Raw genomic sequence first — 16,546 nt, 5'->3', positions numbered from 1 at the left:
AGCCTCTCTAAGGAGGTGAGCACCTTCTTTATTCGGTGCTCCACGCCTTACGAGCCGTACTTCCGGCGGTTCGTTCCAACGCACTCTGCGTTCTCTGGCCATAGGAGTTTTATGGACCCCCGGCTACTTCGCTAACCACTTCTCAGGTCTGCTTTTCGCCGTCCTCTCCGAGCTTCGCACGGTAATGTTGCGCACCATTACCGCACGTCGGGGTATTAGGGCAGGAATGCCAACCTTCATTCCTGTCTCGGACTTTCACCGAGCTCTCGGTGGTGCAGTTAGGACCTACTGTAATTCGGTCCCGCTAACTTTTCGTATGGTGTTTCCACCATACTTGGGTTAGCAACAGGTCGCACCGTGCTCCGCATCAATAAACGCAGCTTGTCCCCCCTGTTTTTGCACTTCGGCAATCGCATGAAGCGCAACTGTTGTCTTCCCGGAAGATTCAGGCCCATATATTTCAACAATGCGTCCACGCGGATATCCGCCGACTCCTAAAGCGATATCCAGTGCAAGCGATCCACTTGATACAGTGGAAATTTTCCGGTCTGTTTGTTCTCCAAGTCTCATGATCGAGCCTTTTCCAAATTGCTTTTCGATCTGTTTTAACGCCTGTTCTAAGGCGGCTTGACGGTCTTGATTCACTAACAAACTCCTCCTTTTTCTCAACTACTTATACTATACCGTTTTTTAGGGCTGTTGCCAAGAAAAAAATCGAACGTTCATTCGTTTTTCTTGTGGAGAAAATAGAAACATTCTCCATTTGTGATGAAATAAAAAGCGGGGGAACATCAAAGAGGAAAGGCAGCTACCCTTCATATGCAGCCGCCAATTTTTTTAATATAATGGAGCAACCATATTTCGCGGTACGAATTCGAATCGCATCACGCTGACCGGGTAATGCAAGGGCATAGACTTCTGTCTCGTTTTCAGGGGTGGAAATGCCAATATATACAGTGCCGACTGGCTTTCCTTCAAGCGGGTCTGGTCCTGCTACGCCTGTAAAACTGATGCCAATATCAGCATGACAAAGTGTGCGGACATTTTCCGCTAATAGCTGCGCACAACGTTCGCTTACTGCTCCATCTGTTGTCAAAACAGAAGCAGGAACGTGAAGAACTTTCTCTTTTACTTCATTGGCATAGCAGACAACTCCGCCGCGGACAACTTGAGAAGCGCCGGGAATGGCCGTTAATTCGGTTAAGAAAAGTCCGCCTGTGAGGCTTTCTGCCGCCGCGATCGTTTTCTTTTTTTCCTTCAACATCTTCACGGTCTTTTTAAACAACGTTTCGTCATTATAGCCATAAAAATAGCGGCCGACGCGCTCTAAAATCGCTTGTTCCGTTTTATCTAAAAGTTTTTTTGCTTCGATTTCGGAATGGTGTTTCGCGGTCAAGCGCAACGCTACTTCTCCGTCACCAGCAAGCGGGGCAATCGTCGGGTTTGATTGTTGATCAATAAGATCTTCAATGTCTGTTTCCAGCTGCGACTCACCGATTCCGAAAAAGCGTAATACACGCGATTCAATGCGCTCATGACGGCCAAGCTGTTCCATTAAAAACGGTCGGCCATATTTGAGAAACATCGGCTGCATTTCTTTTGGAGGGCCGGGAAGAAGCATATACGTAATTGAATTCAGCGTAATTGCCATTCCAGGTGCCATTCCGTGTTCGTTTTTCAATATAGTAGATCCTTGTAATACAAGCGCCTGTTTTTTATTATTTTCTGTCATGGTCCGGTTTGTGCGGGCAAAATATGCTTCAATGGAACGAAGCGCTTCCTCATCGATCACAAGCTCGCGCCCTAACAGGCGGGCGATCGTTTCTTTCGTTAAATCATCTTTCGTCGGCCCAAGCCCGCCAGTAAAAATAATGAGTTCGGCACGCGCCTGCGCCACTCTTACCGCCTGTTCGAGCCGGCCGGCATTGTCGCCTACAACGGTATGAAAATAGACATTGATTCCAAGTTCAGCGAGCTTTTCAGATAAAAACTGTGCATTCGTGTTGGCAATCTGCCCAAGCAATAACTCAGAGCCGACAGCAATAATCTCCGCATTCAATGAAAATGCCCCCTTTGTTTGACTGCGTACATCTTTCTACTTTGAATGCAAAAAAGCATGTTTATTTTTCGCAAAGTAATCCCATCCGGACCAAATCGTAAAAATGACTGCAACCCAAAGCGCTAAATCGGCAAACGGAAATGAAATAAGAGAAAAAGGGAAATTATGTAAAAGAAGAGCGGAAATGGCGACAATCTGCGTCCATGTTTTAATTTTACCAAGCATGTTGGCAGCCATTACTTCCCCTTCTCCTGCAAGCACAAGCCGAAGCCCCGTAACCGCAAATTCACGGCTAATGATGATGATCACCATCCATGAAGGAGCGGCCTTTAGTTCGACAAGTACAATGAGCGCTGCCGATACAAGCAGTTTATCCGCAAGCGGATCTAAAAACTTTCCTAAATTAGTTACTAGCTGATATTTACGGGCATAATATCCGTCAATCCAGTCAGTTGTCGAGGCAATAATGAAAATAAGCGCACCAATCAGATGGGCAATTGGCAGCGTGTCTGTTCCTATTTTCACGCTGCCCCATCCAAACGGAACTAACATGACAATCAAAAATAACGGTATTAGCATAATTCTTGCTACTGTTATTTTATTAGGTAAATTCACTCTGAATACCTCCGCTAGCAAACATGTGAAAAGAGCCATCTACAGGAAAGATGACTTTATGATTTTTTAAAGATAAATTTCATTTTTTGATATACTTCGTCTTTTGGGTCCATTGGATAGGTGAAAGGTTGTCCATTTACTTTTATGTCAACATCGAGCGTTCTCCCGATTTTTACAAACACTTCCGCCTCTGCTGATAAGTCAAACGTTTGCGTTTGCCCGTTCGTTAAATTTCCTTTGAAAAAGGAGTGGCCTTTTGTATTATATACCTCTACCCAAGAGTTTCCTTTTGACGTCAATTCAATAACAAATTCGTTTGTATTTGTTAATTCGATTGTCGATAAATTACCGCGTGTTTCGACAACAGTAAGCGTTGCAGCTGAAGAAGGTGATTTTTCCGTTTCTTTTTCCGCTTTTGGTTGTTTGTCCTCAGTTTCTTGTTTTTTCTCTTTTTCTTCTTTTTTCGCTTTTTCAAGCGGTGAATTTTTCGAGCGTTCTACCTCCGTCGTCTCCCCGGCAATTTGATTTTGCGGTTTGTCCTCTGCGTTATTTTGTTGCAAAAACAGCCAAATCACAACAGCAATGCCGACAATCCCTGCAGCAATAAGCAATTTTGGAAGCAAATCTAACCATTTCGTGCTGTTCGGTGAAATTTGTTGCCGCGTTTTTACTCGCGATAATTGCTGAGGGATTTCTTCATCATATGATTGTGGAATATCTTGTTTGTACTGTTCAAATATTTCGTCCGGGTCAAGCCCAACTGCTTCGGCGTATTGCCTAATGAACGCCCGAACATAAAAATTCCCCGGCATAATCGCATAATTTCCTTCTTCAATACCGATTAAATAGCGCTTTTGAATTTTCGTCATCTCTTGCAACTCGTCCAAACTAATGTTTTTCGCTTCTCTTGCTTCCTTCAAACGTTTACCTAGTTCCGTCAACGACAAACACCTTCCATTTTTTGATTAAAAATCAAATTCTGAAAAAACATCGTTTCCAAACAGTGACGGCTGATCAATGACATCGTACGTAATCTCTTCATTTGGATCATGGCGCAACTCAATAATATAGTCAAAATCATCAAGAGTGTATTCGGTATGGCGGACAAAAATATCTGGGTGTTCCACCACTTTTGTCGCCTCAAGGCGCATCAGTTCGCGAATCAGTTGCCAATGTCTCTCATTTGCCCGCCGAGTAGACACGATGGCGTCAATAATAAAAATATTTTCTTCGCTATATTCGCCTTCGATCAGCTGGCTGCGCACCGTCTGCTTAATCAGCGTTGAGGATACAAAAAGCCATCGTTTATTCGCACAAACACTTGCCGCAACGATCGACTCGGTTTTGCCGACGCGCGGCATTCCGCGGATGCCAATAAGTTTATGGCCTTTCTCTTTAAAAATTTCCGCCATAAAATCAACAAGCAGCCCGAGCTCGTCACGGACAAAGCGGAACGTTTTTTTGTCATCGACATCCCGCTGAATGTAGCGGCCGTGGCGGACGGCAAGGCGATCAAGCAGTTTTGGCTGGCGCAGCTTCGTCACTGTAATATTATCCATCGTTTGCAAAATGGTAGACAATCGTTCGATTTGTTCGTTATTATCACAAAGTAGAAGCATGCCGCGCCGCGAATCGCGGACACCGTTAATCGTAACGATATTAATAGACAGCATTCCTAATAATGAAGCAACATCGCCTAACAAACCCGGGCGATTAATATGTATCTCATATTCCAAATACCACTCTTGCTTCCCCATCCCATCTTTCCTCCCTCATCCTTAATGCCCGCACAAACTCCCTATGATAAATTCATACTACTATAATATCGAATGGAAAAGCAACAGAAAAGGGACTGGAATGAAAAAAGAGAGGGAACCCCTCTCTACACGTTATTGTTGTTGCACTAATTTTACCATCATGTTGGCGATAGCGTGCTGCTCTTGTTCGTCTGCAACCTTCCAAAGGTCCGCAAGCAACCGTTCTTCCGGGTTTTTTGGATCTACTTGTTTTGCTAGGTAATCACCGATTTGATAAGCGATGTCTGAAATCACTTGTTGGCTTAATCCTTGTTGCTGCGCTTGTTCAAGACGATTTGCCAGGAAGTCTTTCCATTGTTCAAAGTTATCTAATACAGACATATGTTTAACCTCCTTCATTTTCGTTTCAAGGATAGTTTGCCTGCTTTTTGATAAAATATACTTAACAGTACCAACCGCCATTGACGGAAATAATTTGTCCCGTTATGTATGAAGCAGCATCGGAAAGCAAAAATGACACTGTTTTCGCAACCTCATCGGGTGTGCCGATACGCCCGATCGGAATATCGTCCGCAATGGATTGCAATTCCTCATCACTGAACCGGCGCAACATATCTGTATCAATGGCCCCTGGAGCGACGGCATTCACACGAATTCCGCTGGGCGCCACTTCTTTTGCGAGCGCTTTTACAAACGCATTTTGTCCGCCTTTGACCATGGAATAGACGACTTCGCAAGAAGCACCTGTAAGTCCCCAAATTGAAGAAATAACAACGATGTTTCCCCGCTTGTTCGCAATCATCCGCGGCAGTAGTTTTTTCGTCAATAAAATCGGACTTGTCACATGAAGCTGAACCATTTTCCTAACAAGCTCATCGCTCATATCCGTAATGAGACCGTAATAGCTGTTTCCGCTATTATGAATAATGACATCGATGGGACGATTGATTTGAGAAAGAAGCATGCTTGCTCCATTTTCATCCGAAAGATCCGCTTGGACAGGAATGACATGGACATTTGCTAACTCGTTTTTCAGTTTTTCTACTCGTTCATACCGGCGATGATAATGCAAAAAAAGCCCATAACCATCAGAAGCAAGTTGGCGGGCGATGCTTGTCCCAATTCCTCCGCTTGCTCCAGTAATAAGCGCATATTTCATAATAATCCCCCTAAAAAAGCACCCTCCATAATGAAGGATGCTACTTTCTTTCTTTTGGAACAACTTGGCATACCGCAATTTGGGATTCGCGGAAACATTGTTTTGCAATTTGATCCATCTGTTCGATCGTTAATGATTGTAATACTGGAATAACATCAAACAAGCTTACTTCGTTAAATGCGTATCGCGTAAACTGGTTGGCGATATATTCTGGAGAGTTAAGCGAGCGTAAAAACGCACCGATTTTTTTCTTTTTCACTCTCTCTAATTCTGATTCTGTCATGGAATCACCGGAAAACGACAACAATATTTGTTTCACTTCTTCGCTAAGCCGATCTGGATCGCTCGTATCCCCGCCGACCATGGCAAAGCCAAATTCCCGCTCTTCTGTATAATCGTACATAAATGTTTCATCAATAAGCCCAAGCTGATACAACCGTTCATAATGCGGCGAACTTTTTCCGAATAAATAATCTAACAAAACATTGAACGCTAACTCATGAATTAATTTTTCTTTACCGGCTGGGTGAACAGTTGGCGCCTTGATTCCGACAAGACATTTACTCGTTTGCACGTGCATCGGAATGACTTTCTTTTCTTCCGCTCTCTCTTTCGGTTCATCGTACACAAAGCGCTGAATCTCACTAGCTTGCGGAAACGATTTTTTTGCTTGGTTATCGCGAATTTGCTGCATTATTTTTTGTTCATCGACCGGCCCGACGATAAAAAGCAGCATATTGCTCGGATGGTAAAACGTTTCGTAACATTCGTATAACAATTCTTTCGTAATATGAGAAATGGATTCAACCGTACCGGCAATATCAATTTTCACCGGATGGTTTTGATACAAGCTTTCAATGACGCCGAAATAAACGCGCCAGTCCGGATTGTCATCATACATGCGAATTTCTTGGCCGATAATTCCTTTTTCTTTTTCTACCGTTTGATCGGAAAAATATGGGCTTTGCACAAAATCGATGAGCGTTTCTAAATTTTTTTCCACATTTGTTGTACTCGAAAACAAGTAGGCCGTACGCGTAAACGTGGTGAAGGCGTTTGCGGATGCTCCTTGTTTACTGAACTGCTGGAACACATCGCCATCTTCTTTTTCAAACAGTTTATGCTCTAAAAAGTGAGCGATTCCATCCGGCACCTGCTTCATCTCGGTCTTTCCGAGCGGAACGAATTGATTGTCGACCGATCCATATTTGGTCGTAAACGTTGCGTACGTTTTATGAAACCCTTTTTTTGGCAAAATGTACACATCTAAACCATTTTCCATTTTTTCATAAAACAGTTGTTCTTGCAGCTGTTCGTATACAATTTTCTCCATAATTATTCCGCTCCCTCCATTCCGGTCAGGAAGTAAATCGTGTCGAGCTCGACCTTGCCCGCAACGCGCACGATTTCCTCCCGCGATACGCGATCTGCACCTGATAGCCATTCTTCAATCGGCCGTTTCCGCTTTGAGACAACGTTATGGTAAAGCACTTCCACCAATCCGCGCGGCGTATCGATCGTTTCTAACAATTGATTGCGAATAACCGCTTTTGTTTGCGTGATTTCTTCATCGGTAAAATCGCCGTTTTTCATCGCTTCCATTTGTTTTTCAATAATTTGCAACGCTTTTTGATAATTGGACGGTTCGATGCCGGACATCACCATTAATAACCCTTTATGGCTTTCTAAACGCGAAGCGGCGTAATACGCTAAACTTGCTTTTTCACGAACATTGATAAACAATTTCGAATGAGAAAAACCGCCAAAAATGCCATTAAACATTTGGAGCGCGTAATAGTCATCGTCTTCATACGTGACGTTCGTCCGATAACCGATGTTCAATTTTCCTTGTTTGACATCTTGTTTTTCGATCACTTCATTTACTTTATCGCGCGTTTTAGTTGAAACTGTTTCTCTCACAGATGCGCGAACCGTGCGGTTTGGCAGTGAAAAATGCGATGCAACTGCTTCCAATACGGTCTCTTCTTGTACATCACCAATGACGTATAAATCGATTTCGTCTTCTTCCAGCGTTTTTTTATAATATTGAAACAGCTGCTCTGCAGTAATGCGATCCACATCGTCTAGCTCGCCATTCGCGTGCAGGGCATACGGTTCTCCTTTGCACATTTCCTGAATAAGCCGCAAGTTGGCATACCGCATTTTATCGCCGTACACGGCTTGAATACGCTGCTTAAGCGCTCGCTTTTCTTGTGCGACAATGTGATCGACAAACCGGCCGTCTTGCAAAGCGGGACGAAGAACAACATCGCTTAACAGCTTGAGCGCTTTGCGAAGAAGCGGAATTTTCTCTTGTAAAAACACTTCATTTGCCACATCGATTCGAATCGTAATAATATGGCTTTCGCCTTTTTTCGATAAATCCACATTTAATGTTGCGCCATACAGTTCATCTAAATATGTGCGCAATTGTTTTACACTTGGGTACTCCGCCGTGCCGCTTTGAAGCACATACGGCAAAAGCGCGCGTAACGTAACCGTTTCTTTTGTAAGCGGTGCTTTCATTTTCCATACAAGTGTATTTGTTTTATATTTATCGGTCGGAATCGTATGGACGTTCATGTTTTGGATTGTCGTTATTTTTTCATTGATCAATCGAACTCCTCCTTTGTAAACTTGTCGATATTTTTATTGTTGTGTTCATCATATCAACAATATACCTTTCACAAAACATAAAATGCAAATAAAAGCAAAAAAGAACTCGAACTTTACGATCGAGTTCTTTTTTCACGATTTTCATTACGTCTTTTACCGTTTTCCTTTAATATAAGGCGTACCTAAAGCTTTCGGTGCTTCCGCGCGCCCGATAAAGCCGGCAAGCGCTAAAATCGTTAGCACATATGGAGCAATCAGCAAATAAACCGTCGGTACATCTTTTAAAAATGGAAGCGTTTTTCCAACTATACTTAAACTTTGTGCCAAACCAAAGAACAACGCCGCTCCCATCGCCCCAATCGGATGCCATTTTCCGAAAATCATCGCCGCAAGCGCCATAAAGCCGTGCCCGGAAATCGTCGCATGGCTGAAATCGCGCGAAATGATCATCGCATACACCGCACCGCCAAGCCCACCTAACGCTCCGCTGATCATAACGGCAATATAGCGCATTTTCGTCACATTAATTCCCATCGTATCCGCTGCCATCGGATGTTCACCGACTGCGCGAAGACGAAGGCCAAACGGCGTTTTGTAAATGACATACCATACGACAAACGCCAAAATAATCGCCAAATATGATGGAATGTACATATTGGAGAAAAAGAGCGGCCCGATCACCGGAATATCACTTAATACCGGAATGTCTATTTTATCAAATCCAACTTGAATCTGATCGGTTTGCCCTTTTCCGTATATTTTTTTGACTAAAAAGAGCGACAATCCAAGCGCTAAAAAGTTAATCGCCACACCGCTAACCACTTGATCAGCGCGAAACGAAATAGATGCAACGGCATGAAACAGCGAAAAAATGGTGCCGACAACCATCGCAACGAGTAAAGCGAGCCATGGGGTAAGCGTTCCAAATTTATCAGCAAACGTTAAATTGAAAACAATGCCAATAAATGCTCCAATGGTCATTAACCCTTCTAAACCAATATTCACAACGCCGGATCGTTCGCTAAATACGCCGCCAAGCGCTGTAAAAATAAGGGGAGCAGCAAAGAAAATGGCAGAAGGAATAATTACTTGCAATACTTCATAGACGCTCACTTATTCCGCCCCCTTTTTCAAACGAGATAGTAATAAACGAATGACATAACTTGACGCGACAAAGAAAATAATGAGTGCAATAATAATATCCACTAGTTCTGTTGGCACACCAGCGCTTGACGGCATTTCAAGCGCCCCAACTTTCAACGCGCCAAATAATAATGCTGATAGCAATATTCCAAATGCGTTGTTTCCGCCAATCAGCGCCACAGCAATTCCATCAAATCCTACACCGGTAAAACCGGCTTTCACGGAAATATTTCCGAAAGTGCCGAGACCTTCCATCGCCCCAGCGATTCCAGCGAATGCTCCAGAAATGATCATGGATAAAATAATATTTGCTTTTACATTCATTCCTGCATATTGAGAAGCATGCTGGTTAAACCCAACAGCGCGCAGTTCAAATCCTTTTGTCGTTTTTTCAAGAAGAAACCACATAACGACCGCACCGATGATCGCGAAAATAATGCCATAATGTACGGAAGAGTGATACGTAATGGATTCTAAAAACTCCGAACGAAGCGATGCGCTTTCATGCACAGGCTTTGATTTAAACCCTTCATCCGATAAAACAGAGCGAATAATAGCGTTTGTCACATGAAGGGCAATATAGTTCATCATAATGGTAACAATCACTTCATGGACTCTTAAATACGCCTTTAAAATCCCTGGAATGAGCGCCCATATCGCTCCTGCCAGCGCTGCCGCTAAAATCGCCATCGGCAGGTGAATGACCTTTGGAAGTTCAAACGATACACCGACCCATACCGCCGCAAGCCAGCCAACAATAAGCTGACCTTCTACACCGATGTTAAACAAACCGGTACGGAAGGCAAAAGCAACTGCAAGACCTGCTAAAATATAAGGTGTCGTTTGTCGAATCGTTTCTCCAATGTAATATGGATCGCCAAATGCACCGTATAGAAGAGACGAATATCCGGCGAGCGGATTATAACCGCTTGCGATCATTACAACCGCACCGACAATCATCCCTAACAATACGGCCAATACAGGAACAACAAAGGCAGACGATGTGGAAACAAAAAATTTTTTAAGTTCACTCAACTTCATGAAGACACACCTGCTTCCTTCCGTTTACTTCCCGCCATTAATAATCCGAGTTCTTGCTCTGTCGTCTCTTTCGGATCAACGATGGCAACAATTTTTCCTTCGTAAATAACAGCAATACGGTCACTTACATTCATGACTTCATCTAGCTCAAATGAAACAAGAAGCACCGCTTTTCCTTGATCACGCTGTTCAATTAAACGTTTATGAATAAATTCAATTGCCCCAACATCCAGACCGCGTGTTGGCTGTGCGGCAATAAGCAAATCTGGATTTCGATCTACTTCCCGGCCGATAATCGCTTTTTGTTGGTTCCCGCCAGACAGGGCGCGCGCTTTCGTAAATTCGTCCGGCGTGCGCACATCGAATTCGGCAATAAGCTGACGCGCTTTGTCGTAAATCGCTTTAAAATTTAAAATTCCGCGTTTCGAATATGGGGATTTGTAATATGTTTGCAGCACCATATTTTCCCCAATTGGAAAGTCCAGAACAAGGCCATGTTTATGGCGATCCTGCGGGATATGGCCGACGCCTGCTTCGGTAATTTTTCGCGGCGGAAGGTTCGTAATATCGCGGCCGTTCAACAAAATCGATCCCGATTCCACCTTAACAAGCCCTGTAAGCGCCTCAATCAGTTCTGTCTGCCCATTGCCGTCTACCCCTGCAATACCCACAATTTCTCCAGCATGCACCGTTAAGTCTAAATGATTGACGGCAGCCACGCCGCGCGCGTCTTTTACGACTAAATCTTTAATTTCCAGCACTGGTTTGCCTGGCTGTGCTGGTTTTTTTTCTGTTTTAAACTGCACTTCGCGGCCGACCATAAGAGAGGCAAGCTCATTTGGATTTGTTTCTGAAACATTTAAAGTAGCGATTCCTTTTCCGCGGCGAATAACGGTGACACGATCGCATACTTCCATTATTTCCTTTAACTTATGGGTAATTAAAATAATCGATTTTCCTTCTTTCACCAACTTTTTCATAATTTGAATCAGTTCATGTATTTCCTGCGGAGTCAACACTGCCGTTGGTTCGTCAAAAATTAAAATGTCCGCCCCGCGATATAGCGTTTTTAAAATCTCGACGCGCTGCTGCATGCCAACCGAAATATCAGCGATTTTCGCCGTCGGGTCTACCGCAAGACCGTACCGTTCCGACAGTTCGCGTACTTCTTGTTCTGCGCGCTTTATATCAATGATTCCGCCTTTTTTCGGTTCACTGCCTAAAATAATGTTTTCCGTGACTGTAAACGTATCAACAAGCATAAAATGTTGATGCACCATGCCAATCCCAAGTTCATTCGCAACGTTTGGATCAGTAATGTTTACCTTTTGGCCCTTTACGCGAATCTCGCCGCCATCCGGCTGATAAAGGCCAAACAGCACGTTCATGAGCGTCGATTTTCCTGCTCCGTTTTCCCCTAAGAGCGCATGAATTTCCCCCTTTTTTAACTGCAATGTAATGTTGTCGTTTGCGACAAAATTGCCAAACACTTTTCGAATGTTCAACATTTCAATAACATATTCCAAATAAATTCACTCCTTACTTAAGCAAGGTAAAATCATAAAATGGAAGGATGCAATATCCGATTGCAGCCTTTCATTTTATGATTTTTTGCGAATAAAAAGGCTAGCGTAACCACTAGCCTTTTTATTCAATTATTTTAAGGATGCTTCAAACTGTTTGTATTCTTTGCGAGTCATTGGAACTTTTACTTCGCCTTTGATGATTTTTTGCTTCCATTCATCGACTGCTTTTAACACTTCCGGCTTAATGTTGTCTTGTGTAGGCGCAATGCCAACCCCGTCTTCTTGAAGACCATATTCAAGCGTTTTTCCGCCAGGGAAATCGCCATCTTTTGCTCGTTTTGCCAAGTCATATACAGCCACATCGACACGTTTTACCATCGATGTTAATGTAACGTTATACGTTTTGCCGCCAACTTTCACAACACCTTCAGGCGATTGGTCTTTATCCACACCGATTACCCAAATTTCACGGTTCGGATCTTTCTTTTTCAAGTCTTTTGCTTCAGAGAACAAACCATTTCCTGTTCCGCCAGCGGCATGATAAATGACATCGACTCCGGAAGCATACATGCTTGATGCAATCGCTTTTCCTTTATCCGCTTGGTCAAACGCACCGGCATATTGCACTTCGACTTTCGCTTTCGGATTAACAGCTTTTACTCCTGCAAGGAATCCGCTTTCAAACTTCTCAATTAATGGAATTTCCATGCCGCCGATAAATCCGATTTTATTCGTTTTTGTTGTTAAGCCGGCAACGACACCAACAAGGAATGAACCTTCATGCTCTTTGAACGTAATGCTAGCTACGTTTGGTTGTTCAACAACCGTGTCAACGATCGCAAAATGCTTTTTCGGGTTTTGTTCAGCAACTTCTTTTACTGCATCTCCCATTAAATATCCAATTCCATAAATCAAATCAAAGTCGCTGCGCACAAGCTTATTTAAGTTTGTCGGATAGTCAGCATCGCTTGATGATTGTAAATAATCATAACCGCCTCGGCCTTTTTTCAAGCCATTCTCTTTTCCAAATTTTTGCAAACCTTCCCAAGCAGATTGGTTGAAAGATTTGTCATCAATACCGCCAACGTCTGTTACCATCGCAACACTAAACGTGTCTTTGCCTTTGTCACCAGCATTATTCCCCCCTTGTCCACCGCATGCACTTAACAGTGTACCTGCTGCTAAAACAAGGGAAAGGGCGAGTCCAAATCGTTTTTTCATTAAAATACCCCCTAATCCATAAAAAAATTGTTGTGCTTTCTTACTTATTATAAAATCATCCCTATATTTCTATGTATGGATGTCACCTCCTTAAAAACTAAGGCGTTTTCGAAGTACATGAAAGCTGATTTTGTCAGAACGGAAATAGTTGATGGAATAAAAAATCGGCTCATCATTTTTATCAAAATGCATTTGCTTTAACACAAGAAGCGCAGTTTCTGGCTCACATTGCAAAATCGGCGACACTTTCTCATGGTAACCGAGCGGTTCAATGCGAGCTACAGCATAAGCAATATCGCGATTCGCCTGATTGTGTAAGTTTTCAAAAAGGGATTCTTGCTCATAGGAAATTCCTTTTGGTAAATATTTACATAAAATTTTGTCTATACAATATACAACAGGCTCCCCGTCAGCTGTACGGACACGTTCAATCAAAAGAATGTCATCGTCCGCCGAACATTGAAATCTCCGGATGTCATCTTCCGTTGGCTGTTGAATGGAAGAAGATAAAAAAATCGTTCCAGGTTTTCGACCTGCCTGCCGAATCATATCAGTAACGCTGCTTAACTGCTCGATCCCCGATGTAAACAGCGGTCTTGCATTGACGAACGTTCCAACACCATGCCGGCGAATAATCACGTTTTCTTCCTCTAAAACACGCAATGCCTCACGCAATGTTGCACGGCTGACACCTAGTTGTTTCGCTAATTCAAATTCCGATGGGAGCTTTTGTTTTTCTTTATACACGCCTGTTTCAATATCACGCTTAATTCGATCAATCACTTGTAAATATAGGTGACGGTTGTCTGACTTGATGGACATGAAAAAATCCCCCATTTTTCATTTCAACAGATATCAGACCTCTGACGTTAGACATGTAGACTCTTCGAGATTACTATACCATTTTTTTTGGGATAAATAAATAGTAAATAAAAATTTTGTCGAAAAAAGCAAAAAAACGATTGATAACGTTTTCAATGTGATATATTTTTTAAAAGAGCAGGCAACAAGTTTGCCTGCTCCCCTATGATGTTTTTACATTTTCTTTTGGAATAAGTACAGCGCGAGGTTTACTTCCTTCATAGGGTCCAACAACTCCACGTGCCTCCATCGCATCTATGAGACGAGCCGCACGATTATAACCGATGCGAAAGCGCCGTTGCAGCATGGAAACCGAAGCACTTTGCATCTCTACAACAAGCCGAACCGCTTCATCATACAATTCATCGTCAAATTCCTCGCTCTCACTATTTTCTTCGCTGACCATCATCTCTTCATAATATTGTGCTTTTTGCTGGGAAATAACAAAATCGACAACCTCTTCGACTTCTTCATCGGAAACAAACGCTCCTTGGACACGAATCGGTTTGGAAGCACCCATCGGCAAAAACAGCATATCGCCACGGCCCAGCAGTTTTTCCGCTCCCCCCATATCCAAAATAGTCCGCGAATCGGTTTGGGAAGAAACGCTAAAAGCGATCCGTGACGGAATGTTTGCTTTAATGACACCTGTAATGACGTCAACCGAAGGCCGCTGTGTCGCAATAATTAAATGAATTCCTGCCGCGCGCGCCATTTGCGCCAAGCGCGTAATCGAATCCTCTACATCGGAAGAAGCAACCATCATTAAATCTGCCAGCTCATCAATAATAACGACAATATAAGGAAGAAGCGGCTGTTTTCCTTCCGATTCTTGATTATGGCGCTGCACGTATTCATTATACCCTTCGATATTTCGTGTGCCTGTATGTGAAAATAATTCATATCTTCTTTCCATTTCTTGAACAACCTTTTTTAACGCTTGTGACGCTTTTTTCGGATTCGTCACAACCGGAGCCAACAAATGCGGTATTCCGTTATACACGCTTAATTCTACCATTTTCGGGTCAATCATCATTAATTTTACTTCATGCGGCTTTGTACGCATAAGCAAGCTTACGATAATTCCATTAATGCACACACTTTTCCCGCTTCCCGTTGCCCCGGCAATTAATAAATGCGGCATTTTGTTAAGCTCAGCTGCAACGACTTCGCCAGAGATGTCACGGCCTAGCGGAATTAATAGTTTCGCTTCATGTTTGTAATGATCGATCGCTTCTAACACTTCTCTTAAAGAAACGGTCGCAATTTCTTCATTTGGAACTTCAATGCCGATCGCGGATTTTCCGGGAATCGGCGCTTCAATACGAATGTCTTTTGCAGCTAGCGCAAGGGCAAGGTCGTCGCTCAAACTAACAATTTTGCTTACCTTCACCCCTACGTCCGGATATACTTCATATTTCGTTACTGCAGGGCCAAGATGAACTTGGGTTACTTTCGCCTTTACACCGAAGCTTTGAAATGTTTTTTCCAGCTTGCGCGCATTTGCATAAATGTTTGCATGATCTTTCGCTTGGTTTGATTGTTTTGGAAGATGGAGCAGTTCAAGAGGCGGAAGTTGATAATCAATATTTTCCATTTCCGAAAACGCTAACGGCCCAGACGCCTCTTCCTCAATGTCTTCTGCGTTTTCCTGCTCTCGTTCTTGTTCTATCTCATTCGAACGCGCGGCAGTAAAATCAGAAATAATCGGCGGAGGAGAGAGCGTTTCTCCTTCTTGTATGATCGGCTCCTCTTCTGTGCTGTCATGTTGCTTGTCGGGTTGTGGAGTTCTTGTTTTTTGCCGTTTTCGTCCCTGCTTTTTACCGCCCCACTGTTTTATATCCGCAACAAACGCCAGCCATTGCTCCTTGAGAAAAGAAGCGATTATGATCACCACTTTTCCCACTGTTTCACTCAATGATTTTCCGGTAATAAAAACAGCCCCGATGATAAAAAGAAAAAAACAAATCCATTTTGTTCCAAGTTCATCAAATAATTGATAGCTTGCCGCGAAGAAAAACGCCCCGACCATCCCGCCGCCTAAATCAGTATTCGCCGATTCTCCCTGCACTTCGTTCCAAAACAACTCCCATGTTGTTCGAATGATGCTAGGGTCAAATTGCCCGCGTCGGGACAATAAATCGAATAACGTTTCGTGACTTAGTAATAAAAGCGCGGAAACGATAATATATAAACCGAGAAGAATGCGATGAGTAAACGAAGGCCATGCACGTTTCCAAATGATATAAAACGACAATATAAATAAGGCTACAAACAGCAGCATATACCATTCTCCAAAGAAAAAACGCGCAATAAATACGAGCGTCTTTCCAACTAGCCCAAGACGCGCCATCGCGATGACGGAAATCGCTAACATCGTAAGACCAAGCAATTCAAATTGAAATGCTTCTTTCCAATGTTGCTTTGACTGCTTTGGCCGTCTTGATTTTTTCTGTCGTTTCCGTTTTGCCACAACTATTCACTCCAATAAACAAACTGAAAGATTGGAAAAAAGCAGCCATACTTGGCTGCTTTTTTCCGTTTGTTT

General features: G+C 43.1%; 14 protein-coding genes and 1 pseudogene. All 15 read right to left on the bottom strand.

Going from position 1 to position 16,546, the window contains the following annotated elements; translation table 11 throughout:
- Positions 1 to 357: 357 nt before the first annotated feature.
- Positions 358 to 645 (bottom strand): annotated as a pseudogene (locus B9L23_RS06735) (recombinase RecA); the annotation flags it as partial.
- A gap of 163 nt (positions 646 to 808) precedes the next feature.
- Entirely contained in the window at positions 809 to 2,059 is a 1,251-nt protein-coding gene (locus tag B9L23_RS06730) for a competence/damage-inducible protein A (RefSeq protein WP_062678187.1), read from the bottom strand.
- Between the two features lie 36 nt (positions 2,060 to 2,095).
- Positions 2,096 to 2,674, bottom strand: coding sequence for a CDP-diacylglycerol--glycerol-3-phosphate 3-phosphatidyltransferase (pgsA, locus tag B9L23_RS06725; RefSeq protein WP_015863518.1), 579 nt, complete (start codon positions 2,672 to 2,674; stop codon positions 2,096 to 2,098).
- Between the two features lie 56 nt (positions 2,675 to 2,730).
- Positions 2,731 to 3,615: a helix-turn-helix domain-containing protein gene (locus B9L23_RS06720; protein WP_041269617.1), complete on the bottom strand. Its 885-nt coding sequence runs from the start codon at positions 3,613 to 3,615 to the stop codon at positions 2,731 to 2,733.
- A 24-nt stretch (positions 3,616 to 3,639) separates the two neighbouring features.
- Complete coding sequence (locus B9L23_RS06715) at positions 3,640 to 4,431, bottom strand: DUF3388 domain-containing protein (RefSeq protein ID WP_089097086.1); 792 nt, start codon at positions 4,429 to 4,431, stop codon at positions 3,640 to 3,642.
- 132 nt (positions 4,432 to 4,563) lie between these two features.
- Positions 4,564 to 4,812, bottom strand: coding sequence for a DUF3243 domain-containing protein (locus tag B9L23_RS06710; RefSeq protein ID WP_062678189.1), 249 nt, complete (start codon positions 4,810 to 4,812; stop codon positions 4,564 to 4,566).
- A gap of 61 nt (positions 4,813 to 4,873) precedes the next feature.
- Positions 4,874 to 5,590, bottom strand: coding sequence for an elongation factor P 5-aminopentanone reductase (gene ymfI, locus B9L23_RS06705; protein ID WP_015863514.1), 717 nt, complete (start codon positions 5,588 to 5,590; stop codon positions 4,874 to 4,876).
- A 40-nt stretch (positions 5,591 to 5,630) separates the two neighbouring features.
- Positions 5,631 to 6,923 (bottom strand): EF-P 5-aminopentanol modification-associated protein YfmH, encoded by a 1,293-nt coding sequence (gene yfmH, locus B9L23_RS06700; RefSeq protein WP_062678190.1) that lies wholly within the window; start codon positions 6,921 to 6,923, stop codon positions 5,631 to 5,633.
- Positions 6,924 to 6,925: 2 nt separating this feature from the next.
- Positions 6,926 to 8,206 carry an EF-P 5-aminopentanol modification-associated protein YfmF gene (gene yfmF / locus B9L23_RS06695; RefSeq protein ID WP_089097085.1) on the bottom strand — a complete coding sequence of 427 codons (1,281 nt, stop codon included), beginning with the start codon at positions 8,204 to 8,206 and terminating at the stop codon, positions 6,926 to 6,928.
- Between the two features lie 153 nt (positions 8,207 to 8,359).
- The gene (locus tag B9L23_RS06690; RefSeq protein WP_081188553.1) at positions 8,360 to 9,319 is read right to left on the bottom strand and encodes an ABC transporter permease; all 960 of its coding nucleotides are present in this window, start codon (positions 9,317 to 9,319) and stop codon (positions 8,360 to 8,362) included.
- Entirely contained in the window at positions 9,320 to 10,390 is a 1,071-nt protein-coding gene (locus tag B9L23_RS06685) for an ABC transporter permease (protein WP_062753333.1), read from the bottom strand.
- On the bottom strand, positions 10,387 to 11,916 hold the full coding sequence (locus tag B9L23_RS06680) for an ABC transporter ATP-binding protein (RefSeq protein WP_062678192.1): 1,530 nt from the start codon (positions 11,914 to 11,916) through the stop codon (positions 10,387 to 10,389). Before B9L23_RS06680 ends, B9L23_RS06685 begins: the two co-directional genes overlap by 4 nt.
- Before the next feature lie 129 nt (positions 11,917 to 12,045).
- Positions 12,046 to 13,137, bottom strand: a complete 1,092-nt coding sequence (locus tag B9L23_RS06675) for a BMP family lipoprotein (RefSeq protein WP_062753334.1) — start codon at positions 13,135 to 13,137, stop codon at positions 12,046 to 12,048.
- A gap of 90 nt (positions 13,138 to 13,227) precedes the next feature.
- Positions 13,228 to 13,959, bottom strand: coding sequence for a GntR family transcriptional regulator (locus B9L23_RS06670; protein WP_015863507.1), 732 nt, complete (start codon positions 13,957 to 13,959; stop codon positions 13,228 to 13,230).
- Between the two features lie 202 nt (positions 13,960 to 14,161).
- On the bottom strand, positions 14,162 to 16,471 hold the full coding sequence (locus B9L23_RS06665) for a DNA translocase FtsK (RefSeq protein WP_089097084.1): 2,310 nt from the start codon (positions 16,469 to 16,471) through the stop codon (positions 14,162 to 14,164).
- Positions 16,472 to 16,546 lie beyond the last annotated feature (75 nt).

It is taken from the genome of Parageobacillus galactosidasius (assembly GCF_002217735.1).
GTDB lineage: Bacteria > Bacillota > Bacilli > Bacillales > Anoxybacillaceae > Parageobacillus_B > Parageobacillus_B toebii.
This window is presented reverse-complemented; position numbering and strand designations above follow the sequence as displayed.

Bases quoted from the DNA above. Each gene is read 5' to 3' on its own strand.
- ymfI (WP_015863514.1), bottom strand. From the start codon at position 5,590: ATGAAATATGCGCTTATTACTGGAGCAAGCGGAGGAATTGGGACAAGC.
- B9L23_RS06675 (WP_062753334.1), bottom strand. From the start codon at position 13,137: ATGAAAAAACGATTTGGACTCGCCCTTTCCCTTGTTTTAGCAGCAGGT.
- B9L23_RS06685 (WP_062753333.1), bottom strand. From the start codon at position 10,390: ATGAAGTTGAGTGAACTTAAAAAATTTTTTGTTTCCACATCGTCTGCC.
- B9L23_RS06670 (WP_015863507.1), bottom strand. From the start codon at position 13,959: ATGTCCATCAAGTCAGACAACCGTCACCTATATTTACAAGTGATTGAT.
- B9L23_RS06715 (WP_089097086.1), bottom strand. From the start codon at position 4,431: ATGGGGAAGCAAGAGTGGTATTTGGAATATGAGATACATATTAATCGC.
- yfmH (WP_062678190.1), bottom strand. From the start codon at position 6,923: ATGGAGAAAATTGTATACGAACAGCTGCAAGAACAACTGTTTTATGAA.
- B9L23_RS06710 (WP_062678189.1), bottom strand. From the start codon at position 4,812: ATGTCTGTATTAGATAACTTTGAACAATGGAAAGACTTCCTGGCAAAT.